Source organism: Terriglobales bacterium, assembly GCA_035937135.1.
Lineage (GTDB): Bacteria > Acidobacteriota > Terriglobia > Terriglobales > Acidobacteriaceae > DASYVL01.
In genome coordinates this window covers 1-26,791 of the sequence record DASYVL010000076.1, presented here as the reverse complement: position 1 = coordinate 26,791, position 26,791 = coordinate 1, and the positions used below count along the sequence as shown (strand labels likewise).

Annotated in this window: 21 protein-coding genes and 1 tRNA gene; 19 read left to right on the top strand and 3 right to left on the bottom strand. The window is 63.4% G+C overall.

Translation table 11 applies throughout. The features are described 5' to 3' along the window. Both VGQ94_04970 and VGQ94_04965 read right to left on the bottom strand, forming a co-directional pair. Nucleotides 1–338: prepilin-type N-terminal cleavage/methylation domain-containing protein (locus tag VGQ94_04970; GenBank protein ID HEV2021859.1), on the bottom strand; the 338-nt coding region annotated here is incomplete at its 3' end. A 273-nt stretch (nt 339–611) separates the two neighbouring features. Beyond that, nucleotides 612–1,892, bottom strand: a complete 1,281-nt coding sequence (locus VGQ94_04965; GenBank protein HEV2021858.1) for a pitrilysin family protein — start codon at nt 1,890–1,892, stop codon at nt 612–614. A 180-nt stretch (nt 1,893–2,072) separates the two neighbouring features. Here VGQ94_04965 and rlmN point away from each other — a divergent pair, with 180 nt between their 5' ends. The 9 genes from rlmN to VGQ94_04920 all read left to right on the top strand — a co-directional run bounded on the left by rlmN (nt 2,073) and on the right by VGQ94_04920 (nt 12,128). After that, on the top strand, nt 2,073–3,182 hold the full coding sequence (rlmN, locus tag VGQ94_04960; GenBank protein ID HEV2021857.1) for a 23S rRNA (adenine(2503)-C(2))-methyltransferase RlmN: 1,110 nt from the start codon (nt 2,073–2,075) through the stop codon (nt 3,180–3,182). Then, nucleotides 3,179–3,664 carry an N-acetyltransferase gene (locus VGQ94_04955; GenBank protein ID HEV2021856.1) on the top strand — a complete coding sequence of 162 codons (486 nt, stop codon included), beginning with the start codon at nt 3,179–3,181 and terminating at the stop codon, nt 3,662–3,664. Before rlmN ends, VGQ94_04955 begins: the two co-directional genes overlap by 4 nt. Nucleotides 3,665–3,731: 67 nt before the next feature. Then, on the top strand, nt 3,732–4,433 hold the full coding sequence (locus tag VGQ94_04950; GenBank protein HEV2021855.1) for a hypothetical protein: 702 nt from the start codon (nt 3,732–3,734) through the stop codon (nt 4,431–4,433). 1 nt (nt 4,434) lies between these two features. Beyond that, on the top strand, nt 4,435–6,462 hold the full coding sequence (locus VGQ94_04945; protein HEV2021854.1) for a hydantoinase/oxoprolinase family protein: 2,028 nt from the start codon (nt 4,435–4,437) through the stop codon (nt 6,460–6,462). 179 nt (nt 6,463–6,641) lie between these two features. Then, nucleotides 6,642–9,086: an endopeptidase La gene (lon, locus tag VGQ94_04940; protein ID HEV2021853.1), complete on the top strand. Its 2,445-nt coding sequence runs from the start codon at nt 6,642–6,644 to the stop codon at nt 9,084–9,086. 127 nt (nt 9,087–9,213) lie between these two features. Beyond that, a complete protein-coding gene (locus tag VGQ94_04935; GenBank protein ID HEV2021852.1) occupies nt 9,214–9,969 on the top strand; it encodes a molybdenum cofactor biosynthesis protein MoaE in 756 nt (251 codons plus the stop codon). After that, the gene (locus VGQ94_04930) at nt 9,966–10,913 is read left to right on the top strand and encodes a VWA domain-containing protein (GenBank protein ID HEV2021851.1); all 948 of its coding nucleotides are present in this window, start codon (nt 9,966–9,968) and stop codon (nt 10,911–10,913) included. Before VGQ94_04935 ends, VGQ94_04930 begins: the two co-directional genes overlap by 4 nt. A 34-nt stretch (nt 10,914–10,947) precedes the next feature. Beyond that, nucleotides 10,948–11,217: an RNA chaperone Hfq gene (locus VGQ94_04925; protein HEV2021850.1), complete on the top strand. Its 270-nt coding sequence runs from the start codon at nt 10,948–10,950 to the stop codon at nt 11,215–11,217. A gap of 98 nt (nt 11,218–11,315) precedes the next feature. Continuing rightward, nucleotides 11,316–12,128 carry an inositol monophosphatase family protein gene (locus tag VGQ94_04920; GenBank protein HEV2021849.1) on the top strand — a complete coding sequence of 271 codons (813 nt, stop codon included), beginning with the start codon at nt 11,316–11,318 and terminating at the stop codon, nt 12,126–12,128. A gap of 17 nt (nt 12,129–12,145) precedes the next feature. Here VGQ94_04920 and VGQ94_04915 read toward each other — a convergent pair whose 3' ends face one another. After that, entirely contained in the window at nt 12,146–13,606 is a 1,461-nt protein-coding gene (locus tag VGQ94_04915; protein HEV2021848.1) for an amidohydrolase, read from the bottom strand. Nucleotides 13,607–13,734: 128 nt separating this feature from the next. Between VGQ94_04915 and VGQ94_04910 the strand changes: the two genes are divergently transcribed. From VGQ94_04910 to VGQ94_04865, 10 genes are all read left to right on the top strand, one after another. Then, nucleotides 13,735–15,771, top strand: coding sequence for an aconitase family protein (locus tag VGQ94_04910; protein HEV2021847.1), 2,037 nt, complete (start codon nt 13,735–13,737; stop codon nt 15,769–15,771). 92 nt (nt 15,772–15,863) lie between these two features. Beyond that, the gene (locus VGQ94_04905; GenBank protein ID HEV2021846.1) at nt 15,864–16,124 is read left to right on the top strand and encodes a ferredoxin family protein; all 261 of its coding nucleotides are present in this window, start codon (nt 15,864–15,866) and stop codon (nt 16,122–16,124) included. Nucleotides 16,125–16,267: 143 nt separating this feature from the next. After that, nucleotides 16,268–17,008 carry a DNA repair protein RecO gene (recO, locus tag VGQ94_04900; GenBank protein HEV2021845.1) on the top strand — a complete coding sequence of 247 codons (741 nt, stop codon included), beginning with the start codon at nt 16,268–16,270 and terminating at the stop codon, nt 17,006–17,008. A gap of 18 nt (nt 17,009–17,026) precedes the next feature. Continuing rightward, entirely contained in the window at nt 17,027–17,905 is an 879-nt protein-coding gene (locus tag VGQ94_04895) for a glycine--tRNA ligase subunit alpha (protein HEV2021844.1), read from the top strand. Between the two features lie 46 nt (nt 17,906–17,951). Next, nucleotides 17,952–20,078, top strand: a complete 2,127-nt coding sequence (gene glyS, locus VGQ94_04890; protein ID HEV2021843.1) for a glycine--tRNA ligase subunit beta — start codon at nt 17,952–17,954, stop codon at nt 20,076–20,078. A gap of 8 nt (nt 20,079–20,086) precedes the next feature. Next, on the top strand, nt 20,087–22,819 hold the full coding sequence (gene ppdK, locus VGQ94_04885) for a pyruvate, phosphate dikinase (GenBank protein HEV2021842.1): 2,733 nt from the start codon (nt 20,087–20,089) through the stop codon (nt 22,817–22,819). 22 nt (nt 22,820–22,841) lie between these two features. After that, on the top strand, nt 22,842–23,183 hold the full coding sequence (locus VGQ94_04880; GenBank protein ID HEV2021841.1) for an STAS domain-containing protein: 342 nt from the start codon (nt 22,842–22,844) through the stop codon (nt 23,181–23,183). 77 nt (nt 23,184–23,260) lie between these two features. After that, nucleotides 23,261–23,338, top strand: a tRNA-Glu gene (locus VGQ94_04875). A 2,029-nt stretch (nt 23,339–25,367) separates the two neighbouring features. Beyond that, the gene (locus VGQ94_04870; protein HEV2021840.1) at nt 25,368–26,072 is read left to right on the top strand and encodes a hypothetical protein; all 705 of its coding nucleotides are present in this window, start codon (nt 25,368–25,370) and stop codon (nt 26,070–26,072) included. Between the two features lie 314 nt (nt 26,073–26,386). Then, nucleotides 26,387–26,623, top strand: coding sequence for a hypothetical protein (locus VGQ94_04865; protein HEV2021839.1), 237 nt, complete (start codon nt 26,387–26,389; stop codon nt 26,621–26,623). The last annotated feature ends 168 nt before the right edge of the window (nt 26,624–26,791 follow it).

Below are 26,791 nucleotides of genomic sequence, written 5' to 3'. Positions count from 1 at the left end.
AGCGAGCCGCTGAAGCCGGCCAGTGTGAAACCATAGCCGCTCTTCTGGTTAGGCTTCCCGGCCAGGACCTCGTCAATCAAGCAGGCTGTGGCCGCACTTGCGGTGCAAGGAGTCGCCCCGCCCAGCGCCGCCAACGTGTTGGCAAAGCCGACGTTGGGATAGTTGGTGGAATAGGTAACTTGCGAGGTGTTGATGGTGCGGATCGAGCCCACCGCCGAAGCCTCGTTCGCGGAAATACGCGCACGGAGCAGGTTCGGGATGGCAATCGCGGCGATGATCAGAATGATCGCGACCACGATCAGCAACTCAATCAGTGAGAAACCTTTTTGTTTCCTCATATAGTTTTTCCCTCTCTAGAGTTGTTACAGAAGTCTCGGTTTTCAGGTAGAAGCCCTTTGACATACTGATAGCAGCACTTTCCGGGCCAACCGCACTGATTTCCACAATTCTGTTATTCATCAATCTAAGTCTATTACTGTCAACAGATGCAGCCGAATTGCTCTGAATATTGGGAGCCGCCACCAGACATTTCCCATGGTCTTTGTAAATTGACTGACAAAGTTTGTCACTTTTCAACACAAAATCTGTCCACCTCGCGGGGAGGGGATCCCCTAGCAGACGAGCTGCTCGCGAGTAATTTTGAGGTCTTCCAAGCTTCCCAGGACGGTGACCGCCACGGCTTCGGGGCGAAAAAACTCCTGGGCCAGGCCCTGGAGGTCTTCTGCGGTGACGCTCTCGATCCCATCCAGGATCTCGTCCAGTCCGAAGAAGCGGTCGAAGTACATCTCCTGGCGCGCCAGGTTGGACATGCGGGCGGTGGTGGACTCGAGGCCGAGCATCAAGCTGCCTTTGAGCTGGTCCTTGGCGCGGCGCACCTCGTCCTCGGGGATGGGGTTGGCCTTGAGCTCCCGGAACTCGCCCATGACTGACTCCACCACCCGGGTCGTGGATTCCAGCGAGGTCCCGGCGTACACCGAGAGGCAGCCGGTATCGCGATAGGGACTGAGCTCGCTGAAGATGGCGTAGGCCAGGCCCTGGCGCTCGCGGATGTTCTGGAAGAGCCGCGAGCTCATGCCGCCGCCCAGCAGCGTGTTCAGCACCGCGGAAGCGTAGCGCCTGCAGTCGGCGATGTGGAGCGAGGGCACGCCTATGCAGATCTGCACCTGCTCCAGCTCTCGCTTGTTGCGCAGGATGATGCGCGACGAAGTCTTGGGGGCGACCTGGTGAAAGCCGTTGCGCGCCGGCTTCAGGTGCTCGAAACGCTGCGAAACCAGCTCCACCAGCTGCTGGTGATCGAGATGCCCGGCGACTGAGACGATCAGGTTCCCAGGGTTGAAGGCCTTCTGGTAATACTCGCGCAGCAGGGGCTGCTCGAAGCGCCGCACGGTCTCCTTGGTCCCCAGGATGGGCTGGCCCAGGGGATGGTCGCGCCAGAAGTTCTGGGTGAAGATCTCGTGCACCAGGTAGTCGGGGTTGTCCTCGTCCATCTTGATCTCTTCCAGCACCACCCCGCGCTCGCGGGTGATTTCCTGGGAGTCGAAGACGGGGTTCAGAACCATGTCGCTCACCACGTCCAGCGCGATGGGCAGGTGCTCGTCCAGCACCTTGGCGTTAAAGCAGATGTACTCCTTGGAGGTGAAGGCGTCCATGTTGCCGCCGATGGAGTCGATCTGCCGAGCGATGTCGGCGGCGCTGCGCGTGGTGGTCCCCTTGAACACCATGTGCTCCACGAAGTGGGAGATGCCGTTGGCCTCCGCCTCCTCGTGCCGCGACCCGCTCTTCACCCACACCCCGATGGAGACCGAGCGCACGTGCTGCATCTCCTCCGTCAGGATGGTCAGCCCGTTGGGCAGCGTCTGGCGCCGGATGTTGCGGATTTCCTCAGCCGTCATCTGTCTTCTCTTACCCTTGCCTTCAGGGGCTAGGATTGTTACACATAGGTAACGCCCCGTCACCGGGCATTAGGGCAGTGTAATCAATACGTTACGGGAGGTTGCCCCCACCCACCAGCGCACCCTGGACTAGAATCTCCCTGGCGCCCCGATGGGACTCCCCTGTGGGATATTAGATGTATGCGACAAGCCGGACAACTCGAACTTTTAGGGCTCGACCTGGCGGAGCTGACCGGCCTGGTCGAGCTGGCGGGAGAGCCCGGCTACCGCGCCCGCCAGCTCTTTGACGCCCTCTACCGCCAGCGGGTAGCGGGGCTGGAGGAGATTCTCACCCTGCCGGCGGCGTTCCGCAGTTCGATGGCGCAGCAGTCGTTTTCCGTCGGACTGCCCCGGATCGAGAAAAAGTTTCAGTCGCAGGACGGGACGGTCCGCTATCTGATGGGCTTCGCCGACGGGCAAAGCGTGGAAACCGTCTGGATGCCGGAGGGTGACGACGGGGAGGCGGGCGATGGCAGCGAGGCGAGCACGCATGAGGGATCGCGATCCCAGCCGAGGGAGCGGGCTACGATCTGCGTCTCCAGCCAGGCGGGCTGCGCGGTGGACTGCCACTTCTGCCTCACGGCACTCTTGGGCTTGCAGCGCAACCTGAGCGCGGGAGAGATCGTCGGGCAGGTCTTGGCGGTGCTCAGCGATCAAGGGGTTGCGCTCGAGCGCCGCCGAGTGAACCTGGTCTTCATGGGCATGGGCGAGCCATTCCTGAATTATGAGAACTTCATCAAGGCGGTGCGGCTGCTGGTGGAGGGCGTGGGCTTCGCCGAATCCCGCATGACGGTTTCGACCGTGGGCGTCGCGCCCCGCATCGAGGAATTGGGAAGGGAAACGGTCCGTCCCAAGCTAGCCATCTCGCTCAACGCGCCCAACGACGAGTTGCGTACCCGGCTGATGCCTATCAACCGCAAATGGGACCTGGAGGCGCTGCTGGCCGCGGCCCGCGCTTTCCCGCTGCGCAGCCGCGAGCGCCTGACCTTCGAGTACGTCCTGCTGGACGGCGTGAACGACTCGCCGGAGCAGGCGCGCGAGCTGGCGGAGCTGATCCGCGGCCTGCGCGCCAAGGTGAACCTGATCGCCCTGAATCCTGGCCCGGGAGTGGAGTTCGGCACGCCCGCCGACTCCCGCGTCACTGATTTTCAGCAGATCCTGATCAGCGCCGGCGTTCCCACCTTCGTCCGCCGGCCCCGCGGACGCGACATCTTTGCCGCTTGCGGCCAGCTCAAGCACACCGTCTCGTGAGCGGCAGGAGCCAATCCGCCGTGGAGTTCACCCTGCGCGACCAGCGTTCCGCTGACTTCGAGACGCTGTGGCAGCTCGACCAGGAGTGCTTTTCCACGGAGCTGGCTTACTCGCGCACCGAGCTGGCGGGCTACATCCGCCGGCAAAGCTCGCTGACCGTGGTGGCGGAGCGCGAGGGCAAGATCGCCGGCTACATCGTGGCCGAGCGCGGCGGGCGCAAGGTGGGCCACATCATTACCTTGGACGTTCGCGCTCAGGCGCGGCGCACGGGGCTGGGGTCGAAGCTCATGGCCGCTGCCGAAGAACGCTTGCGCGCAGTGGGATGCTCCTCCATCCTGCTGGAGGTGGCGGTGGACAACGCCGCCGCCATCGCCTTCTATCACCGCCAGGGCTACGCCACGCTGGCCACCATCCCGCGCTACTACAACGACCGGACCGACGCGCTGCTTTTGGGAAAGAAGCTGGTGCAGGAGACGCCCTGACAGGCATCTCGGCGGAAACGGCGTGCTACAATCCGCGAAATTTTTCTTCGCGAAAGAAACTGCACGCATGCTGCTGGCGATGATCTTCCTCGCGGGAGTGCTGCACGGTCTGGGCCCGGACCACCTGGCCGCCATCACCGCGCTCAACGCCGCCAGCGGCGCCGGTTCCCGCCGCCTGCTCTTCTTCTGCACCCGTTTCGCTCTGGGACACGCCGCCGTCCTGGCGGTGGCTGGCCTAGCCACCCACTTCCTGCGCGTCTCGATGCCGGCGGCGTGGGAGCGGGGATTCGAGCTGGCGACCGCGTGGCTGCTTCTGATAAGTGGCGCCGCCATGCTGCTGGCACTGGCCAGCGGGCGGCTGACCGTGCATTCGCATCCCCACCAGCACGCGGGCGGCGCGCATCGCCACTTGCACGCACATCTTCTCGGCGCTCGCCAGCACCGGCACGCGCACGGCAAGCTGGCTGCAACCCTGGGTGGCCTGTTCGCGCTCAGCGGCGCGCGATCGCTGCTGGCGGTTGTTCCCGCAGCCCTGGCGCAGACCGCGCTGATCTCTTTCCTGAGGGTCGGGATATTTTCCGCCGGGATCGTCGCGGGAATGCTGGCCTATGGCCTGGTCGCCGGCCGGGCCCTCAGCCGCCTGGAGCGCCCGGCGGATGCGCCCGCACCGGGCGGCTGGTTCACGCCTGCGCGTGCCGCCTTCCTGTTGAGCGGCGCGCTCTGCCTGGCCGCCGGCATCGCCGGCGTGGCTGGAATCCTGCCTGTCTGAAATGGCTCCCGCTTCGCCAACCCTGCGAGTCGCGATCGACACCGGCGGCACCTTCACCGACTGCGTGTGGATCGAAGGCGGCCGGGTGCGGATGCTCAAGGTCTTCTCCACTCCCGCCGACCCCTCGCGCGCCATCGCCGGCGCCATTGCGAAAACCGGACTGCCGCGAGCGAAGCTGCTCCTGCTGCATGGCACCACGGTGGGGACGAACACGTTGCTGGAGCGCAAGGGCGCGCGCGTGGCGCTGGTGACCACCGAAGGATTCGAAGACGCCATCGAGATCGGGCGCCAGGCGCGCCCCCGGCTCTACGACTTTTTCTTCGATCGCGTGCCGCCTTTGGTTCCTGCGGAGTTGCGCTTTGGCGTTCGCGAACGCACCGACGCGGAGGGTGGAATCCTCGCGCGCCCGGATCCGGCAGCGCTGAAGGAGTTGGCCCGCGAGATCGCGCGCCGGCGCCCGCAGGCGCTGGCCGTGTCGCTCCTGTTCTCCTTTGCCAATCCGGAGAACGAGCGCGCGGTAGCGACGGCGCTTCGCCGGTTACGCTTGCCGATTTCAATCTCGCACATCATCCTTCCCGAATTCCGCGAGTACGAACGCACCAGCACGGTGGTGGTGAACGCCTACCTGCAGCCCATCCTCGAACGCTATCTGGGGAACCTGGAGCGCCGGATTCGGAAGGGGGCGAGTGCCCGCAGGAGCGCCGGCATCTTCGTGATGCAGTCGAGCGGCGGCATCACTTCGCTGGCATCGGCAGCGCGCGAGCCGGTGCGGACGCTGCTCTCCGGCCCCGCCGGGGGAGTGATGGGAGCGGCGGCGATGGCGCGCTCGAGCGGCTTCGACCGCATCATTTCCTTCGACATGGGCGGGACCTCGACCGACGTGGCCTTGGTGGAGGGCGAGCCGGCAGCGAGCAACGAATCGGAAGTGGCCGGCCTGCCGGTACGCGTGCCCATGCTGGACATCCACACGGTGGGCGCGGGTGGAGGCTCCGTCGCGCGCTTCGACGCGGCTGGGGCCCTGCGCGTGGGGCCGGAATCCGCCGGCGCCGATCCCGGACCCATCTGCTACGGCCGCGGCCTCGAGCCCACGGTCACCGACGCCAATCTGTTGTTGGGACGCCTGCGGCCTGAGCGCTTTCTGGGAGGCAGCTTCAAACTGGATACGGCCCGCACCCGCCGCACGGTCGAGAAATGGCTGCGGCGAAACCATTCGCGGCTTTCGCTGGAGCAGTTCGCGGCGGGAGTGGTGCGCATGGTCAATGCCGGCATGGAGAAGGCCATCCGCGTGGTCTCCATCGAGCGCGGCTACGACCCTCGTGACTTCACGCTGGTCGCCTTCGGCGGCGCGGGTGCCATGCACGCCTGCGAGCTGGCCCGCGCCCTGGGCATCCCGCGCGTCCTGGTGCCGGCGCTGCCGGGAGCGCTTTCGGCGCTCGGCATCCTGAGGAGCGACGTGGTCAAGCACTACTCGCGGACGGTGCTGTGGACGGTCTCCGGAAAACTTCCGCAGAAGCGGTTGGAGGCGGAGTTCGCGGAGCTGGAGCGCGCCGCTCGCCACGACTTCGCGCGCGAACGCTGGCCGGGAGACATCGCGTTTCAGCGCAGCGCCGACCTGCGCTACCGCGGCCAGGGATACGAGCTGAACGTTCCGCTGACGCCGCGCCTGCTAGAGGACTTTCACGCCCAGCACCGCCGCCGCTATGGCTACAGTCATCCGCAGCGCGAGGTGGAGATTGTGACGGTGCGGCTGCGCGCCGCCATCCCGTCGCCGGCGATGCCCGGCTTGCGGATGTCGCCGGAGCGAATATTCGCCGACCCTCCCCCGCGCGCCTTAGGGCTGGGGCGGCCGCCGGTGTGGTTCGATGGGAAGAGCCGGAGCGCGGCCATCTACGAGCGCTCGCAACTCGATCCCCGGCGCTGCTACGCCGGCCCCGCGGTCGTCGTCGAGTACAGCGCCACCACCGTGATCCCGCCGGGGATGCGCTTCCGCTTGGACCAAACCGGGAACCTGCTCATTCGCTGCCGCTGAGTAATCACCGAAGCCGATTGCCGCGCGCGGGCGCATCCGCTACAATCCGCCCCGCTTCACCCTGAGGCGAAATCGCGTCAGCAGGGGCCTTTGCATCTTTTCGTGCTCCAGGCTCATCCATTACTCGGGGAAGCGCTGTGGCAAGAGAGCTAAGTACAACGAAGGAAAGGGAAACAGGAATGCCGGAGAGCAACGAGAAAGCGGTGCGGGGCGCGTTGCCGGTGCTGCCGGTGCGGGACACCGTGCTGTTCCCGCACGCGGTTTTGCCGCTGACCGTGGGCCGGGAGAGCTCCGTGGACCTGATCAACTCCCTGGGCGAGGACAAGACCATCCTGGTGGTGGCGCAGCGCGATGCACGCGTGGACGCGCCCCAGCCCACCGACCTCTACAGCATCGGCAGCGTGGCCATCGTCCACAAAGTGGTGAAGATGCCCAACCAGAGCCTGTTCATCTTCACCGAAGGCCTGGAGCGGGTGCGTTTGACGGAGTTCACGCAGTTTCACCCTTACATGCGGGCGCTGGTGGCGCCGGTGCCGGAGGTGGCAGCCGAAAAATCGCCGGAGGTAGAGGCCCTGCAGCGCAACGTGACCACGCTCTTCCAACAGATCGTCAACGGCTCGCCCACGCTCTCCGACGAGTTGCAGACCGTGGCCATGAACATCGACGAGCCCGGCCGCCTGGTGGACTTTATCGCCTCCTCGCTGCCCTCGCTGCCCACGCGCGACAAGCAGGAGATCCTGGAGACCTCGGACGTGCAGGTGCGCCTGCGTACCGTGAACCGCCACCTCGCCAAGGAGCTGGAGGTGACGCAGTTGCGCAACAAGATCCAGTCCGAGGTGCAGGACCAGGTGCAGCAGTCGCAGCGCGAGTACTACCTGCGCGAGCAGATGAAGGCCATCCAGAAGGAGCTGGGCGAACAGGATGAAAGCCAGCGCGACGTCGAGGAGTTGCGCCAGAAGATCGAAGCCTCGGGCATGCCCGAGGAAGTGAAGAAAGAGGCGGTGAAGGAACTGACGCGCCTCTCGCGCATTTCTCCCATGGCCGCCGACTACTCCGTCACCCGCACCTACATCGAGTGGCTGGCGGTGCTGCCCTGGGCCAAGTCCTCGGGTTCCGAGGTGGATATCCTCAAAGCCAAAGAGGTGCTGGACGCCGACCACTACGACCTGCAGAAGGTGAAGGATCGCATCCTCGACTACCTTTCCGTGCGGCGGCTGAAGCCCACGATGAAAGGACCCATCCTGTGCTTCGTGGGGCCGCCGGGTGTGGGCAAGACCTCGCTGGGGAAGTCGATCGCCCGGGCGTTGGGGCGGAAGTTCGTGCGCCTCTCGCTGGGCGGGGTGCACGACGAAGCCGAGATCCGCGGCCATCGCCGCACCTACATCGGGGCGCTGCCCGGACAAATCATCCAGGGCATCCGCCGCGCCGAGACGAACGACCCCGTGTTCATGCTGGACGAGGTGGACAAGCTGGGCCGCGATTTCCGCGGCGACCCCTCCTCCGCCCTGCTCGAGACCCTGGACCCGGAGCAGAACAACAGCTTCCGCGATAACTACCTCGACGTCCCCTTCGACCTGTCGAAGGTGCTGTTCATCACCACCGCCAACGTTCTCGATCCTATCCCGGACCCGCTGCGCGACCGCATGGAGATCATCGAGCTGCAGGGCTACACCGAGGACGAGAAGGTGCCCATCGCCTTCCGCTATCTGATCCCGCGGCAGATCGAGGAGAACGGCATCGCCGCCGAGCACATCGAGTTCCCGGAAGGGGCGGTGCGGCACATCATCCGGCACTACACGCGCGAGGCCGGCGTGCGCCAACTGGAGCGCGACCTGGGAACCGTGTGCCGCAAGCGCGCGCGGCGCCTGGCCGAAGGGCTGGGATCGCCGGACGCCAAAGTCGAAAAACTGGTGGTCACCAAGGAAGTGGTGCAGGAGTTCCTGGGCGGAATCAAGGTGCGGGTGGAGACCGAGGTGGCCGAGCGCACCAGGCGCGCGGGCGTCTCCGTGGGCCTGGCCTGGACCCCGGCGGGCGGCGACATCCTGTTCATCGAGGCCAACAAGATGAAGGGGAACAAGGGCTTCACCATGACCGGGCAGATCGGCCAGGTGATGCAGGAGTCCATGCAAGCGGCGCTCACCTGGGTGCGCTCGAACGCGCAGAAGCTGGGCATCTCCGAGGACTTCTTCAAGAGCCACGACCTGCACATGCACGTGCCCGCGGGCGCCATCCCCAAGGACGGCCCCTCGGCGGGCGTGGCCATGGCCACCGCCCTGGCCTCGCTGCTTACCGACCGGCCGGTGCGGCCCTTCACCGCCATGACCGGAGAGATCACCCTCAGTGGGAACGTGCTGCCGGTGGGCGGCATCAAGGAGAAGGTGCTGGCGGCGAAGCAGGCTGGGGTGCGCGACGTCATCCTCCCCGCCGAGAACAAGATGAACGTGGAAGAGGACATCACCCCGGAACAGCTCCAGGGCCTGACCGTCCACTACGTCAATACCTTCGACGAGGTGCTGGCCATCGCGCTGCCGCCGCCCGCGGCCAAAGGCAAGGAAGGCCCGTCGCCCCGCAGCTCGCGCCGCAGTCCCGAGGCAGGAGCGGGCGCGGGCATGCGCCCCGTTTGAGAGGTGAGTGCCCGGCTCAAAGAGCCGGGCCTACGTAGTCGTTGCCACGTATGGTGTAGGCACGGGTCTTTGACCCGTGACCCGTGGGCAGCCGTGCAGGCATCTCCTGCGATGTATCCTTAGATTCGTGAACGTCCGCGTCCTCTTCTTCGGGCAGCTCAAGGATGTGGCCGGCAGCGCCACCGACTCAGTGACCCTGGCCGAGGAGGCGACCCTCGCCGACCTGCTCGCCCACTACGAAAAGAAGATTCCGCGACTGAAGGACTTTTTGCCCTCGACGGCAATCTCCCTCAACCAGGAGTACGCCTCTCCCGCAGCGCGGCTGAAAGAGGATGACGAAGTAGCGCTGCTGCCGCCGGTGAGCGGCGGCGCGCCGCGGCCGTTCGAGACAATGGGACCGCTGGTCGAAATCGTGTGCGAGAAGATCGACCCGCACCAGATCGTGCCGCCGCTGGAGAAGCCCGAGGACGGCGCGATCGTGATGTTCGATGGCATCGTGCGCCACCACTCGCGCGGCCGCCGCACCCTCTATCTGGAATACGAGGCCTACGAGGAGATGGCGCTGAAGCAGATGCGAGCCCTGGCCGCCGAAGCCCTGGAGCGCTTCGCCATCCGCAATGTGGCGCTGGTCCACCGCCTGGGGCGGCTGGAGATCGGCGAGAGCAGCGTCTTCCTCGCCGTCTTCTCCGAGCACCGAGCCGCCGCCTTCGATGCCTGCCGCTTCCTCATTGACACCCTGAAGCGCACCGTCCCCATCTGGAAGAAGGAGTATTTCGAGGATGGCGCCGTGTGGGCCGACGGCGAGCCTTTTCCCGCGGAAATCCCCACCGGCGCGCCCTCCACCTCCCGCCGTATTGCATCTAAGGGAACGGGCCGTCCATGAAAAGATTTGCCGCCTGCCTTTTCCTGCTCCTCTGTGCCGCGGGTGTCGTTTCCCAAGTCAGGGTCCAGGAGCAGCAGGAGACCCTCAAAGTCAACGTGAAGCTGGTGAACGTCTTCGCCACGGTGGTGGACGAGCACGGCGCCCCGGTCGCCGACCTGAAGAAGGAAGACTTCCAGATCTTCGAGGACGGCGAGCCGCAGAAGATCGCCGTTTTCGACCGCGAGTCCGGCCTGCCGCTTTCCATCGTGCTGGCCGTGGACACCAGCCTGAGCACCCGCAAGGACCTGAAGCTGGAGCTGGAGTCGGCGCGGCGCTTCGTGCACTCCATCCTGCGCCCCGGGGATGCGCTCTCCCTGTACGAGTTCAAGGAGACGGTGCGGGAGCTGGTGCCGTTCACCTCCGACCGGGCGCGCATTGACGGCGGGATCGACCGCCTGCGCCCCAGCTTCGGCACCGCGCTCTATGACGCGCTCTACCTGGGAAGCCAGACGCTGGAGGACCGCCAGGGACGAAAGGTGATGGTGGTGATCACCGATGGCGGCGACACCACCAGCAAAGTGAAGTACGCGGAGGCAGTGCGCGCGGCGCAGCAGTCGGAGGCCATCGTCTACAGCATCATCATCGTTCCCATCGAGGCCAGCGCCGGGCGCAATACCGGCGGGGAGCACGCTCTCATCCAGATCTCCGCCGACACCGGCGGAAAGTATTACTACGCCTCCGACATTCCCCGCCTCGACCAGGCTTTCCGCCAGATCTCCGACGAGCTGCGTACCCAGTACATGCTGGCCTACTATCCCACCCGCCGCCTTTCCGAGTCCGACTTTCGCCACATCGAGGTGACGGTGAAGCATCCGCCCTCGACCGCGCAGGCGCGTCCAGTCAGCGAGACGCCGGTGCTCCAGGTGCGGCATCGGAGCGGCTACTACACTTCCCAGGCCCACTAGAAGGCGCAGACACGGCGGCGTGTAGAATCTCGGCATGGCGCTGCGTAGCGATCGCTCCGAGTTCCGCGGAGGAAACGGCCGGGCCGCTCCTCCCGACGAGACCTTCGCCGAGGCTGCCTATCTCAAGGAGCTGGGCCAGAACCGCACTCCCGTGGCCGTCAAGCTGGCCACCGGCGAGACCGTGCGCGGCTGGGTCGAGTACTACGACCAGAAGATGATCCGCCTCACCCGCGAGGGCGCGCCCAACCTCTTCATCTATAAGCACGACATCCTCTATATCGCCGAGCAAGGGGAAGGGCACTGATGGTCCGAGATCCTTCGCTGCGCTCAGGACTTCGCCTGCGGGCTCCCGGCCGCCGAGGCGGCCTCACGCCCGCAAAGCGGCTCAGATTCGTTCCCGCCATGGCAGAGATCGCGCGCGAGGCCGGCTGCTTGCTCATGGGGTACTTCGCCAAGCGGGTGAAGATCGAATACAAGGGCGAGGTGGACCTGGTGACCGAGGCCGACCGCGCCTCGGAGAAGCTGATCCTGGAGCGCATCCGCGCGCGCTGGCCTAAGCACAACGTGCTGGCAGAGGAGGGCGGAGGCTCAGAGGCGGGCAGCGACCATCGCTGGTACGTGGATCCGCTCGATGGCACCACCAACTTCGCCCACAGCTTTCCCGTCTTCTGCGTCTCCCTGGGACTCGAGCACAAGGGCGAGCGCATCGCCGGCGTGGTCTACGATCCTACGCGCGATGAGCTGTTTTCCGCGGAGAAGGGAAGCGGGGCGTTCCTGAACGGCAAGGCCATTCACGTCTCGAAGATTGGGAATCTGGCGGAGAGCCTGGTGGCCACCGGCTTTCCCAGCCACAAGCGCCACAAAAACCCCAACATCCACTTCTACCACCAGATCACGCTGCGGACGCACGGAGTGCGGCGCGCGGGCTCGGCCGCGCTCGATCTCTGCTACGTCGCCTGCGGGCGCTTCGACGCCTTCTGGGAGTTCAACCTCAATCCCTGGGACACCGCCGCCGGGGTGCTGATCGCGGAAGAGGCCGGAGGCAAGGTCTCGGACTTCCGCGGTCAGCCGTTCCAAATCAGCAGCCGCGAGGTCTGCGCCTCGAACGGTCTCCTGCATCCCGCGCTGCTTGCGGAATTCCAGGCCATCTTCGAAGGCCGCGACCTGGAAGAGCTGCCGAGTCCGCTCGAGTACGCGAAAACCAGGAAACTCTAGCGTCCGGCCCCGTCGGACTAGTCCTTGGGCACCGGCGGCGGGCCGTCAGGGATGAATGGCTTGTATACCAAGCCCTTGGTCTGATCCGCGAACTCCTTCTTGATGGCCTCCCTGACCTCCGGCTTCTCGAACAGATCCACCGCGGTCGCGGCCAGAATCTTGGAGGCATACATCATGCCCTTGTGGCCGATGGACATTCCTGAAGTTGCGACCACGGGCCAGCCATGCCAGGGCGCGCCCTCGGCGGCGGTGGTGATGGAGAAGTGCAGCGTCGGCACGTTCCAACTGACGTCGCCCACGTCGGTGGAGCCGCCCTCGGGCGGCGGGTTGGGATCGAACGGCTGGATCTGGCCCAGCAGGCCCTTGGTGGGAACGCCGGTGTTGGTCTGGATCTGCTTGGCAAACGTCTGCTCTTCTTCGGTGAACTCGATGGGGCCCAGCCAGGTCATGTTGGAGTAGAGCAGGCGTTCGCCGGTCATGTTGACCAGGCGCTCGTAGTCTCCCGCCTGCACGGTGAGCTTCGCTTGCACACCGGCCATCAGCCCGGCGCCCTCGGTCATGCGCTTCACGCGCGCTAGCATGTCGTCCACGCGCTCACGCTTGGTGTCGCGCAGCCACAGCCAGAGCTTGGCGTACTCGGGGACGACGTTGGGAACGTCGCCACCTTTGACGATGACAAAATGGATGCGCGCCGTGGGCTGGATGTGCTGGCGCATCATGTCCAACCCATGGGTGAGCGCCTCCAGGCCTTCCAGCGCGCTGCGCCCGTTCCAGGGATCGAAGGCGGCGTGCGCGGCTTTGCCGTGGAACTCGACGATGGTGTCCACCATGGCCTGCCCGCCGGCCGTGTCCACCTGGTTCTTGGTCGCGGGATGCCACGCGAGGATGATGTCCACGTCCTTGAACAGGCCGGCGCGGACCATGTACACCTTGCCGCCGATGGCTTCTTCCGCCGGCGTCCCGTAGTAGCGGATGGTGCCCTTCAGCTTGCCGGCGGCGATCATCTCCTTGATGGCCACCGCCGCGCCCATGCTGGCCGTGCCCAGCAGGTTGTGCCCGCAGCCGTGTCCCGGAGCGCCCGCGACCAGCGGCTCCTTCGCCGATGAGACCTTCTGCGAGATTCCCGGCAGCGCGTCGTACTCGCCCAGGATGCCGATGATGGGACGGCCCTCGCCGTAGCTGGCGATGAAGGCCGTAGGCATATCGGCCACGCCGCGCTCGACTTTGAAGCCCTGCTGCTCGGCATAGTCGGACATGGTCTTGGCCGAGCGCTTCTCGCGCAGCGCGGTCTCAGCGAATCCCCAGATCTCATCGCTCACCTGGATGAGCGGCGCGCGCTGCTTCTCGATGAGCGCGATTGCTTCCTGCTTCTTGGCCAGCGCCGGGTCGGGCGGGGCGGCAGGCGACTGGGTTTGAGCGCTGGCGAACAACGAGAGCAACACGAAACACGCGGCGGCACGAAGCAGGGGTCGGCTCAATTCGGTTCTCCTCGATGCAGGGTGGGTGGAGATGCGACCGACCAAGCTACCAGAAGAGGCGAGAGCAGGGAAGCGGCCTCAACTTGCTTTCCCGGAATCCCGCCGAATCCGTTTGCTAGAATCAAGGTGTGGGGAATCCTTTACTGGACCGGAAGATCGAGAAGCGCCCGGACGGCGTGCGGCTCCAGGGCCGCATGCTCTTCCTGACCGAAGACCCGGCGCTCATCCAGCGCCAGCTTGCCGGGGAAGACCTGCCCTGGGACACGAAGAATCCGGCGGCGAATCCCAAGCTGCGCGACGACATCTCCACCGACGAGATCACCCCCGCGCACATCTGCTTCTTCTTCGACGAGACTCTGGGGGAGTTCCCCTACACCGGCCTGAAGTGCGGGTCGGAAGTGCCCATAACGCGCGGAGATGTTAAGAGAGGCGGGTTCGTGGCAGCGGTCTCGGGCAAGCGGCGCGGCAAGGGGTCCAGCCGCGAGCAGTCGCCCTACGCCGAGCGCTGTGCCGGGATTCAACTGGTCATCGCCGAGAACATCGAGCGCATCTACAAGCAGAACTGCCAGAACTTGGGCGTGCTGACCTCGACCGACTTCGGCCTGATCGACAAGATCCGCAAGGGCGAAGAGATCCCGCTCTCCGAGTTTACCCAGGGCGAGGACGACATCACGCGCCAGGTGATCGAGCACGGCGGGCTCTTCCCCTTCAACGTGGCGCGCCTGCAAGGCAAGGTCTTCCTGCCGCCCATCCAGACCGCCAAGCGGCCCATGACCCTGGCAGAAAAGATCTTTGCCCGGCACATGATCAGCGAGAAGGGCGAAGTCGGCGTGCCCTATGTGAAGCCCGGCGACACCGGCTTTGCCCGCGCCGACCTGCGCTTCTCGCACGAGTACGTCACCCCCATGGCCTCCATTTTTTTCGAGCACTTTGTGGGCAAGGAAGCGCCGGTCAACGATCCCGGCAGCATCCTCTTCTTCCGCGACCATCTGACGTTTCTCGACGAGGTGCTCTCCGAAGAAAAGAAGAAGATGGGGCTGCTCGACCTGGCTACGCAGCTCAAGCTGAAGCAGGAGACCTTCGCCAAGAAGCAGGGCATTAAGCTGCACGGGGAGCTCACCGACCGCAAGGGCGCGGAGGGCATCTGCCATTCGATCGTGCTTGAAAGCTACGCGCTGCCGGGACAGTTGAACGTCGGGTCGGATTCGCACACGCCGCACGTGGGCGCCATCGGCTGCGTCGCCTTCGGCATCGGGACCACGGACGTCTTCAACGCGTGGATCACCAAGGACGTGCGCGTGAAAGTGCCGGAGTCGGTGAAGGTTGTGGTGCGCGGCAAACGTCGGGCGAACGTCGCCGCCAAGGACTTCATCCTCGCCATCCTGGCGCTCGACTACGTGCGCAGCGGCAAGGCGCTGGCCAAGATCATCGAGTACGCGGGCGAGGCCATCGAAGAGTTGAGCGTGGACGAGCGCGCCACCATGACCAACATGGCCGCCGAGATCGGCGGCTTCACCGGGATCGTCGCGCCGGACGCGAAAGCCGTGGACTTCCTGGTCGAGCGCCGCGGCTTGGACCGCGCTGAAGTTAAGAAGATGATGGAAGGGTTGGCGAGCGATCCCGGCGCCGAGTATGCCGAGGTCATCGAACTCGACGCCAACGAGCTCACACCCATGGTGGCCACGCCCGGCGATCCGGGGAACGGCAAGTTCGTCCGTGACCTCCCCACGCCAGTGCCGGTCGAGATCGCTTATGGCGGCACCTGCACCGCGGGCAAGAATGAGGACATGGATATGTATGCCCGCGTCCTGGCCGACGCCCTGCGCCAGGGCAAGCGCATCGCTCCATCGGTGAAGTTCTACATCCAGTTCGGCTCACAGGAAACGCGCGAGTACTGCATCCGCCAGGGCTATCTGGAGGTCTTCCAGAAGGCGGGGGCCATCGTCCTTGAACCCAGTTGCGGCGCCTGCATCAATGCCGGGCCGGGCGTCAGTACCCGGCCGGACCAGGTGGTGATCAGCGCCCAGAACCGTAATTTCCCCGGCCGCAGCGGCCCCGGGCAGATGTACCTGGCCAGCCCGCTGACCGTGGCCGCGAGCGCCGTCGCCGGCCGGATCGTCGAGTATGAACCGTCTGAAACCCGCGAACTCGCCGCCGTCCGCTAGACGCCTCAATTTCCTTACGCACCGTCCGTTTGTGTATTATTTAAGGTTGGCAGGCAGCTCTTAATCCCGGCAATGATGGAGAACCCAAGTTTATGGCTTATGTGATCGCGGAACCCTGCATCGGCACCAAGGACACGGCCTGCGTGGACGCCTGTCCGGTGGATTGCATCCACCCCAAGAAGGACGCGGAGAAGTTCGCCACCGAGGAGATGCTGTACATCGATCCGGTGGAGTGCATTGACTGCGGCGCCTGCGTGCCCGTCTGTCCGGTCTCGGCCATCTTCGCCCTCGACGACCTGCCGGAAAAGTGGAAGGCCTTCACCGAACGCAACGCCAAGTACTTCGGCCGCTAGCGCGGCACGTGGATTTTCTGGGCGCAGCCTTCCCGGCTGCGCCTTCGTTTTTTCCGCTGACCACCGGCGACTGGCTACTGACTACTGCATCCGATACAATCGCACTTCGTCCTCGATGGCGACCGCAGTTCCCGGTAAAGTTCATGCCACTCAAGCAGTCGGAGGCGATTGTGCTGCGCAGCTATCCGCTGCGTGAGTCCGACCTGCTGGTCGCCTTCTTTACCCGGGCGGAGGGCAAGGTGCGGGGGGTGGCGCGCGCCGCCAAGAAGTCCAAGCGGCGCTTTGGAGGCGCGCTCGAGCCGCTGACCTACGTGCGCGTCTGGTACGAGGACCGCGAGCGGCAGGAGCTGGCGCGGGTGGACTCCTGCGAGGTGCTGGAGTCGCCCCTGGCCGACCGCGTGGATTATCCGCGGGCGGTGGCGCTGGGTTACGTGGCCGAAGTGCTGGAGCAGTTGCTGCCGGAGCGCGAGGCGAACGACGCCATGTTCCGGCTGGCGCTCTCCGTGCTCGGCCAGCTGCGCGCAGGGGCTATCTGGATGCCGCTGACGTACTTCGATTTGTGGGTCGTGCGGCTGACGGGCCTGTTGCCGGAATTGGGCGTATGCACCGCCTGTGGCACGGCGCTCAACGGTCACCGGGCGTATTTTCACCCGCTGGCCGACGGCCTGATGTGCGCCGCCGACAAGCGCCTGGCGTCCGCGGAGATGTCGAAGGAATCGCGGACGCTGGCGGCGGAGATGTTCCGCGCGCCCATCGAGCAGTTTGCGGGCGCGCCCTGGCCGCGCCCGCGCGCCGCCGAGTTGCGCAAGTTCCTGGCGCAGCGCATCGAGCTGCATCTGGAGAAGAAGCTGGTGACGGGGACCATGCTGGAAAAGCTAGAGTAAGCGACAAGCAACAAGCCATTGCCGAGATCAATCGCCAATCCGCTCACATTTCAGGAACTGATCCTTCAGCTCCAGAGCTTCTGGGCGGAGCACGGCTGCATTCTGCAGCAGCCCTATGACCTCGAGGTCGGCGCGGGGACCATGGCGCCGGAAACTTTTCTGCGCGTGCTCGGGCCCAAGGCCTACAGCGTCGCCTACGTGCAGCCTTCGCGGCGTCCGGCGGACGGACGCTATGGCGACAATCCCAATCGTCTCTACAAGCACACGCAGTTGCAGGTCATCCTGAAGCCGCCGCCGGAGAATGTGCAGCAGCTGTATCTGGAATCGCTCACCGCCGTGGGCATCGATCTGCGCAAGCACGACATCAAGTTCGAAGAAGACAACTGGGAGTCGCCCACGCTCGGCGCCTGGGGCATCGGATGGCAGGTGATGCTCGACGGACTGGAGATCACGCAGTTCACCTACTTCCAGCAGTGCGGCGGCGTGGACCTCGACCCCATCTCGGCGGAATTGACGTACGGACTGGAGCGCATCGCGGCCTTCCTCCAGGACGTGGATTCGGTCTATGACATCGCGTGGGCGCCGGGGGTGAAGTACGGCGACGTCCGCCACGCCGAGGAAAAGCAGTTCTCCATCTACAACTTCGAATCCGCCGACGTGGAAAAAACCTGGGAGCATCTTCGCCTTTATGAGGCCGAGTGCAAGGCGCTGTTGGGTGGGAACGCGGTTCTTGCGGCCTTCGACCTCTGCCTGAAGTGCTCGCACCTGTTCAATATCCTGGATTCGCGCGGCGCCATCTCCGTGACGGAGCGCGTGGGCGTGATCGCGCGCATACGGAACCTGGCCGTGGGAGTGGCTAAGGCTTACCTGAACCCGGGAGAAGCGAAGGCGGTCTGATTTGTTGACACCCTGGGGCTTCAGCCCCAGGGTGTCGGATCTAATAATGGACTTCTTGCTCGAGATCGGTTGCGAAGAGATTCCCGCCCGCATGCTGGCGGAAGCGGAAGCGGTGCTGGGCGCCCGCGTGGCCAAGCTGCTGGTGGATCAGAAGCTCGACCCGGGGACCACCAAGACCGCCACCTACTCCACACCGCGCCGTCTCGCGGTTTTATGCAGCGGACTCCTGGTATGGCAAACGGATGTGAATCAGCAACTTACAGGGCCAGCCGTGAGTATTGGGTTTAAGAACGGCTCTCCCACTCCGGCGGCGCACGCCTTCGCCAAGAAAGCAGGAGTGGACGTCAACGCCCTGGAGCGGATCACGACCCCGAAGGGGGAATACCTGGCCGCGAAGGTGGTCATCAAGGGCAGAAGCGCGGCGCAGGTCCTTGCGGAGGCGCTGCCCGAGGTAATCAAGGGCCTGCACTGGCCCAAGGCGATGTACTGGCGCGCGGGCGCGCCGGAAAGGTTCGTCCGACCGGTGCGCTGGCTGGTGGCATTGCTCGATGGCGAGGTTGTGCCGCTGGAGTTCGCGGGCGTGCGCGCCGGAGCGAAGTCTGCCGGACATCGCATTCTGTCGGATGGCGCAGCCGCCATCTCAACTCCCGCGCAATATAAGGACGCGCTGGCCGGCGTATGCGTGATCGCCGACTCCAAAGAGCGCGAGCAGAGAATCCGCAAAGCGCTCGACGAACTGACGCGCTCGGTCCCGGGCGCGCGCTGGCGCGAAGACGCGGCACTGCTCTCTGCCGTCGTGAACCTGACGGAGTTTCCTTCCGCGGTGCTGGGCAACTTCGACCGCGAATTCCTGGCGCTGCCCGAGGAAGTCCTGGTAACCGTCATGCGCGACCACCAGAAATACTTCGCCGTGGACGACGCCGGCGGCAAACTCGCGCCGCACTTCCTTGCGGTGCTCAACACCGACGGCGATCCCGACGGCCTGATCCGTCACGGCAACGAGCGCGTGCTGCGCGCGCGCTTCAACGACGCCCGCTTCTTCTGGGAGACCGACCAGAAGATCCCGCTCAAGCAACGCGTCGAAATGCTGAAGGCCGTCACCTTCCAAAAAGACCTGGGCAGCTATCACGCCAAGGCGGAGCGTGTGGCCGCGCTGGCTGACGAACTGTCCGCCGACCTCTCAAGCGCGGGCGTGAAGCTGAACCGCAACGCGGTGCACGAGGCGGCGTGGCTGGCCAAGACCGACCTCACCACGGAACTGGTGAAAGAGTTCACCGAACTGCAGGGCATCGTCGGCGGACTGTACGCGAAGGCGCAGAAGCACGCGGCGGCGGTCGGGGATGCTATCTACGATCACTACAAACCGGAGTCCATGGAAGAGGAAGCGCCACGCACTCTCGAGGGTGCAGTGCTCTCCATCGCTGACAAGGCGGATTCCATCGCGGGGATGTTCGCCCTGGGGAACCTGCCCACCGGATCGAGGGACCCGTTCGCGTTGCGCCGCCAGGCGAACGGCATTGTAAAGACCATCGCCGAGCGCAAGCTGCTGCTCAGCCTGCGGCGGATCTTCGAAGCGGCGCTCGAGTGCTACAAGGGTTCGGAGGCGGAAAAGAAGTTCAAAGGACACCACCGCGCCGATGCCATCCTCGACTTCCTGCGCGAACGGGTGGAGTTCTATCTGCGCGACACCTGCGGACTGGCCTACGATGTGGTGGCGGCCACGCTGGCGGCCGGCGGGGACGACGTAGTGGACGCGCTGGCCCGCGCCCAGGCCGTGGCGGGAGTGCGGGAATCCCCTGATTTTGAGGCCATTTCCAGCTCTTTCAAGCGCATGAAGAACATCCTGCGCCAAGCCGCGGAGGCAGGGAAGAAGCCGGCGCACACGCTGGATCCGGATGCCCTCAAGGAGGACGCGGAGAAGGCACTGGCGGCACGCATGCAGGTGACCGCGCTGCGCGTCGCGAACCTGCGGGAGAAGAAGGAATATGCCAAGGCCCTGAGCGAGATCTCCAAGCTCCGCCCGCTCATCGACGCCTTCTTCGACAAGGTGATGGTGATGGTGGAGGACGAACACTTGCGCGCCAACCGCCTGGCGCTGCTCGAAAAGCTTCTGGGCGACTTCTCCACCATCGCCGATTTTTCCGAGATCGTAACCGAAGGCAAGACTTCCTGAGAGGACTTATGAGCACGCAGACGCTTCCCGAGACGGAGACGCCAGAAACCTCGGCCACCAAGTACGTGTACTTCTTCGGCGGCGGCAAGGCCGAGGGCAACGGCAAGATGAAGGATGAGCTGGGCGGCAAGGGCGCCGGCCTGGCCGAGATGACCAACGCCGGCCTGCCCGTGCCTCCGGGCTTCACCATCCAGACCGACGCCTGCCGCGAATACATGAAGACGGGCGGCAAGCTCTCGCCCGAAGTGGACCACCAGATGCGCGGCGCGCTCGACCGCCTGCAGGAACTACAAAAGCAGAAGCTGGGAGTGGGCGAGAATCCGTTGCTGGTGAGCGTGCGTTCCGGCGCGAAGTTTTCCATGCCGGGGATGATGGACACCATCCTGAACCTCGGCTTGAACGACCAGAGCGTGGAGGCGCTAGCCAAGCGCTCGAAGAACCCGCGCTTCGCCGCCGACTCCTACCGCCGGCTCATCCAGATGTTCGGCAACGTGGTGCTTGACATTCCCAAGGCGGCCTTCGACGAGGTCTTCGACGCCAAGAAAAAACAGCGCAAGGCGAAGCTCGACACCGAGCTCGACGCCAAGGCGCTGAAGGAAGTAATCGAGGAATACAAGAAGGTGGTGAAGAAGCACACCAAGCGCGACTTCCCGCAGAATCCGCTGGAGCAGCTCATGCTGGCGCGCGACGCCGTCTTCCGCTCCTGGGACAACGACCGCGCCCGCCATTACCGCCGCATGAACAACATTTCCGACGACCTGGGCACCGGGGTCAACGTGCAGGCCATGGTCTTCGGCAACCTGGGTGAGACCAGCGGGACCGGTGTGGGCTTCACCCGCAACCCCTCCAACGGCACCAAAGAATTCTTCGGTGAGTTCCTGATGAACGCCCAGGGCGAGGACGTGGTGGCCGGCATCCGCACGCCCGTGCCCATCTCCCAGCTGGAAAAGGTCATGCCGAGTGTCTACCGCCAGTTGCGCGAGATCACCACGCGCCTGGAAAAGCACTACCGCGACGTGCAGGACTTCGAGTTCACCATCCAGGACGAGCGCCTGTACATGCTGCAGACGCGCAACGGCAAGCGCACCGGACTGGCCGCAGTACGCATCGCCATCGACATGGTGGAAGAAGGGCTCATCAACAAGGAAGAGGCCATCTTCCGCGTGGATCCCAACCAGCTCTACGACTTCCTGGTGCCCCGTCTGGACGAGAAAAAGACCAAGGTGGAAGTGCTGGCCACGGGCCTGCCGGCTTCCCCGGGCGCGGCGGTAGGGCAGATCGTCTTCACCGCCGACGAGGCGGTGGTCCAGGCCGGCCACGACAAGAAGAATCCGGTGATCCTGGTGCGCGCCGAGACCACGCCCGAGGACATCCATGGCATGGAGGTGGCGGCGGGCATCCTGACCTCACGCGGCGGCATGACCAGCCATGCCGCCGTGGTCACGCGCGGCATGGGCAAGTGCTGCGTGGCCGGCGCCGGCGACATCGAGGTGGACGACAAGGCGCGCGAGATGCGCGTCAAGGGCCAGGTCTTCAAGGAAGGCGACTGGATCTCACTCGACGGCACCACTGGGCGCGTCATCAAGGGGCGGCTTGGTACCGTGCCTGCCTCCCCGGACGATCCGGAGCTCAAGAAATTCATGTCCTGGTCGGAGCCCTTCCGCAAGATGGGAGTGCGGGCCAACGCCGACATCCCCCGCGACGCCATCCAGGCGCGCGCCTTCGGCGCCGAGGGCATCGGCCTGTGCCGCACCGAGCACATGTTCTTCGCCTCGGACCGCATCGCGCACATGCGCGTCATGATCCTGGCCTCCACGGAAAAAGACCGCCGGCGCGCCCTGCGCAGCCTGCTGCCCATGCAGCGCGCCGATTTCGTCGGCGTCTTCCGCGCCATGGACGGCTTCCCGGTCACCATCCGGCTGCTCGACCCTCCGCTGCACGAGTTCCTGCCCCGGCGCGAAGACTTGATGGTCGAGATCGCGCAGCTGGAGCTGACCAAACCCCGCTCGCCCAAGCTGCGCGAGCTGCGCACCCTGCTGCGCCGCGTGGAGGAGCTGCACGAATTCAATCCCATGCTCGGGCACCGCGGCTGCCGCCTGGGCATCACCTATCCCGAGATCTCGGAGATGCAGGTGCGTGCCATCTTCGAGGCCGCAGTCATTGTCACGAAGGAAGGCGGGAAAGTGCACCCCGAGGTCATGATCCCGCTGGTGAGCATGGTGAAGGAGATGTCGCATCAGGAGGCCATCGTCCGCCGCGTGGCGGAAGAGGTCTTCGCCGAGAAAGAGACGAAGGTCCCTTACCTGGTGGGCACCATGATCGAGCTGCCGCGCGCGGCGCTGGTGGCGGACGAGATTGCCAAGGTGGCGGAGTTCTTCTCCTTCGGCACCAACGACCTCACCCAGACCGCCTACGGCTTCTCCCGCGACGACATCAACAAGTTCCTCCCCGCCTACCTGGAGCAGGGCTTGCTCAAGCAGGACCCCTTCGCCGTGCTCGACCGCGAGGGCGTAGGGCAACTGCTGCGCTGGGCGGTGGAGCGCGGGCGCAAGACCAATCCCAAACTCAAGGTCGGCATCTGCGGCGAGCACGGCGGCGAGCCTTCCTCCGTCGAGTTCTGCCACATGATCGGATTGAACTACGTCTCCTGCTCGCCCTTCCGCGTGCTGACCGCGCGCCTGGCCGCCGCCCAGGCCGCCGCCGGGGAGCAGCTGAAGGCAGAAATGGGAAGGACAAAATGATTGAGAGGGAGACTCATCTGCCATGAGCATGGCCACGCGCAAGCAGGGGAACGTCGTCATCTTCGATCTGGAAGGCAAGCTGGGCCTGGGCCCGGCGGTGGACGACTTCCGCACCGGCTGGTCGGACGCCCTGGCGGCCGGATCGCGCAACGTAGTGGTGAACCTGGCCAAGGTGCCGCTCATCGATTCCTCGGGCATCGGCAGCCTGGTCCGCTGCCACGCTGCGGTGCTCGCACATGGCGGAAAACTAAGGATCGCAGGCGCCGGCGGGGTGGTCCGCCAGGCGCTGAAGCTCACCAACGTCGACCAGCTGCTGGAATTTCACGAGAGTGAAGCCAGCGCCCTCGCCTCTCTAGGCGCCTGACGAACTCCATCCCGGGACTGACTTGGTTCGCTGCCTTCTGCTAAGATTTGAGTGCGCGCTTCCTGCCTTGCACTGCGGTCCCCGTCGTCTAGCCCGGCCTAGGACATCGCCCTTTCACGGCGGTAACACGGGTTCGAATCCCGTCGGGGACGCCAACCTTACCTTTTCAGGTTCAAACGTCTCTAAGAATCTGAAAAGAGAGGTAGTTTGCTCGGTTCCAAATGAATCGCCAGAAAAGGTGAGTCCTTGAGGGAAGAACACCTTCTGCAAACGCTGTCTTTGATCGAGCGATGCTCTCGACCAAAGCTCGGCGGGGTTCTTTAAGAGCTTCTTGGCAAAGGCCAAGACAGCCGCAATGTCTAAGTCCTCAGAAGCAGCTTCTCGTAGCTCTGCCTCTGCGTTCTCTATCTCAGCCTTCAGTCTCCTAATCTGTTCCTCATACGTGTTCTGGTCAATGCGGCTTTCCAGCAGTAAGTCTATGAGTCGTTGCTTGCGTCCGGTTAGTTTTGCCAGCTTTTGAGTAATAGCCCTTACCATCTCCTGCGCGTCAGACTGTTTTTGATTCCAAACGTTCGTTACGACCTCACAGAACAGGCGGAGACAGGACTCTTTTGGCTCTAGCCTGTGCAACAACGCGACAAACTGGGCTTCTAGCTTCTCCTTCCGTATCTTGACCGACTTACACTTTCCATTTCGACAGTGGTAATAGGGGTAGTGCTTGTTGCGACCTTTGGACGAACTTCCCGTTAGTGGTTGACCACAGGCCTTGCAGCGGATGAAGACTCTTAGTGAGAAGTCTTGGTGATTGCGGCTGTGGGGTACAACGGTGATCCGCCTACCGTCGAAAACATCCTGAACACGTTGGAAAAGCTCTTCGGAAATGAGCTGTTCAAACTTGCCGCGCTCCTTCATGCTCCATGAAGGTATGACCACCCATCCTGCATAGATAGGATTGCGAAGTATGCTTTCTAGCGTCTGGTTGCTGAGTGGTAGGTTAGCCTGAGTCCGAAGCCCTAAGGCAGTAACCCTTCGCAAGACCTCACGTCTGCTCAACGCTCCCGTGGCGTATAGTTCAAACGCTTTCGTAATGAGTGGGGCGCGTTCAGGGTCAGGAATGAGGTTCGGGCCATTTTGAACAGGGACGTTCAAGTAGCCAAGTGGCCCACGGAAGGGGAATCGCCCAACAGTGGCCGACCGTTGCATCCCGAGTCTTGTACGTTCCGCTTTCCTATCGTTGTCAAACTGGTTGAACGCTCCATAGATGTTCAGCATGAGGTTGCCAGCCGGGGTCTCATCCACATTTTCCATGACGGACCGCAACTTAATTCCGACTGCTTCAAGTTGGGCAATCACGACGATTTGGTCCGCCATGTCGCGGGAGAAGCGGCTCAGGTCATGCACGACAACGAAGCCGATTTTGTGACGATTGCTCTTACAGTAGGCAATCATCTTCAAGAATTCGGGGCGGTCTATGGTCTTGGCCGACTCGCCCTTATCCCGAAAGACTTGGTCAACGGGCCAGCCGTTCTTGTTGCAGTGGTCAATTGCCCTTGCCTCTTGGGTAGGCAAGCTGAGGTTCTGTACCTGGTCTTTTGTAGAGACGCGGCAGTAGATGACCGCTTGTGTACCTCGCGGTTGCGAGTTTTTTGTTTTCGTCATTCGGAACCCTTTGCTTGACACGGAATAAGCTGCCCCAACCTATGAGGCAGCGTATCCGTACTAACTAACAGGACTTTGGATGGGCCTAACACTTAGTGAACGCTCGCGGGTTCTTCGCGTTTACCCATTCGTTGCACAAACTCAGTTGTTAGAATGTCCGCAATCGCGTACATCTGGTCACAGAGCTTATCAAGCTCCGTGTCTGACAGGTCGCATCCCGAACCCATCAACTCCCTGCATTTAGCCAAACTGAGCCGTTTGTCCGGCTTTCTACCTTCGGGCAACTCGACAGTCAGGGATGCTGGTGACTGAGAGTCTCTTGCCCCAGGCCACCCGAGCTTGTACATTCAAGCTACGCGGGCGACCCCTTGTCGCACTTTTTCATTGTATAATTATAGCAAACTGTAGTACAAATGTCAAGCACAATAGTGGCACAGACACTCAAATCCAGGCTAGGCGACTCCCTTGTTGCCCTTTTTCAGTGTATAAGTATAGCAAACTGTAGTATAAATGTAAAGGTAAATCATGGCACAGACACCAGAACCCCGACCAGCCGCCATTCTAAAAGCTCCGGTGACAGTGACCTTCCGGACTACTCCCTGCGTGTGGAAGATCAGGCCAGCTAAGAACGTCACGGTCATTGTGAACGGGCAGCGCGTGAACCCGATGCGCTTCTACGCCAAGGCAGGAGACTGGCTTAAAGGCATCTACCTTGACCCGTGGAGCGCCCGCGACCGGTTCCTGAGCCTAAGGACCGAGAAAGAGCTTCTGGGCTTCCTAAACGAAACAGGCTTCTTTTCTGTGAAGTATGGAAAAGGGAAAGGCTTTTGGGAGTATAGGGATTTCCAGGCTTGGCAGCTTGTAATGAGGGAGTTCCTGCGACGCCCACCAGCGAAATGGGTCAAGTGGTTAGGTTCGCTTACTTTCGATGCGCGGATGATCGTCCGAGCCTTGCAGCTACATGAGGACCTTCGGGTTAGGTTCTGGTGGAAGGGCACAAAGCATTTTGCGGGGATTCTGGCGGAGGACAGCCTCACGGCGATTCTGGCGACGATCTACGTTGACCACTTGCGGGGTGCGAAGTTTAGGTTTTGTGCCCGACACGATTGCCGGAAACCGTTTGAGCTAGTTTCTAAGCACCGGAGGAGGTATTGCAGCCAATACTGCGCCCACTTTCAATCACTGAGACGACTCCGGGCGAAGAAAACGGCGGGAGAAGAGGATTCGTGAGCCGTCAAACGATAACTGAATGACTGTGCGGTTCCGCGAACAAGGTTCCGAATGGGCACGAAAACCATTCCGACAAATGCCGTCTCGGACGCACTTCGCGGCTGGCCCTTCCGGGCCGTATTTGTAAGTTATTGATTCTAGGACTGTTATTTAAGTCGTACTACGAACTTTCACCATTGGAGAATCGCAGGATTGCTTGCAAGTATCTGATTCAACATTAGTTATCAGAGATACCGCCAGCAATAAAAGAGGTCAATTCCGGCAATCAGCTTACGCGACACACCTAGGTTTCAACGTATGATTTGGTGAGGAAAATGGCTGGCAAGTCCTCATCGCTGCTCGACACGCGGGTCATCTACTGCGGGGACAATCTGGAGCAGCTAAAGAAACTGCCGGATGCCTGCGTTGACCTGATCTACATAGACCCGCCGTTCAACTCCAATCGAAATTATGAAGTGTTTTGGGGCGAGACGAAGGAAACGCGGTCCTTCGAGGATAGGCACGAATCCACACAAGCCTACATTGATTTCCATGCGGCTACGGTGCGTTGAACTGGCCCGCGTGCTGAATCATCCACTCAGCTTAGGATGCAGTCAGGCAATTGATTGCCGGTGAAAGGAAAGGTCCACCGTGCAAGAATTGCCTATTGTATCAATTCACCATGAGCCAAAATCTGAACTGCTTGCTTTCCTGCGTCCATTCCTGTGCCTTCTGTGGGA

Bases quoted from the DNA above. Each gene is read 5' to 3' on its own strand.
- recO (HEV2021845.1), top strand. From the start codon at position 16,268: ATGCCACTCAAGCAGTCGGAGGCGATTGTGCTGCGCAGCTATCCGCTG.
- VGQ94_04965 (HEV2021858.1), bottom strand. From the start codon at position 1,892: ATGACGGCTGAGGAAATCCGCAACATCCGGCGCCAGACGCTGCCCAAC.
- VGQ94_04865 (HEV2021839.1), top strand. From the start codon at position 26,387: ATGGCTGGCAAGTCCTCATCGCTGCTCGACACGCGGGTCATCTACTGC.
- VGQ94_04905 (HEV2021846.1), top strand. From the start codon at position 15,864: ATGGCTTATGTGATCGCGGAACCCTGCATCGGCACCAAGGACACGGCC.
- glyS (HEV2021843.1), top strand. From the start codon at position 17,952: ATGGACTTCTTGCTCGAGATCGGTTGCGAAGAGATTCCCGCCCGCATG.
- VGQ94_04930 (HEV2021851.1), top strand. From the start codon at position 9,966: ATGAAAAGATTTGCCGCCTGCCTTTTCCTGCTCCTCTGTGCCGCGGGT.
- lon (HEV2021853.1), top strand. From the start codon at position 6,642: ATGCCGGAGAGCAACGAGAAAGCGGTGCGGGGCGCGTTGCCGGTGCTG.
- VGQ94_04925 (HEV2021850.1), top strand. From the start codon at position 10,948: ATGGCGCTGCGTAGCGATCGCTCCGAGTTCCGCGGAGGAAACGGCCGG.
- VGQ94_04945 (HEV2021854.1), top strand. From the start codon at position 4,435: ATGGCTCCCGCTTCGCCAACCCTGCGAGTCGCGATCGACACCGGCGGC.
- rlmN (HEV2021857.1), top strand. From the start codon at position 2,073: ATGCGACAAGCCGGACAACTCGAACTTTTAGGGCTCGACCTGGCGGAG.
- VGQ94_04950 (HEV2021855.1), top strand. From the start codon at position 3,732: ATGCTGCTGGCGATGATCTTCCTCGCGGGAGTGCTGCACGGTCTGGGC.
- VGQ94_04870 (HEV2021840.1), top strand. From the start codon at position 25,368: ATGGCACAGACACCAGAACCCCGACCAGCCGCCATTCTAAAAGCTCCG.
- VGQ94_04880 (HEV2021841.1), top strand. From the start codon at position 22,842: ATGAGCATGGCCACGCGCAAGCAGGGGAACGTCGTCATCTTCGATCTG.
- ppdK (HEV2021842.1), top strand. From the start codon at position 20,087: ATGAGCACGCAGACGCTTCCCGAGACGGAGACGCCAGAAACCTCGGCC.
- VGQ94_04920 (HEV2021849.1), top strand. From the start codon at position 11,316: ATGGCAGAGATCGCGCGCGAGGCCGGCTGCTTGCTCATGGGGTACTTC.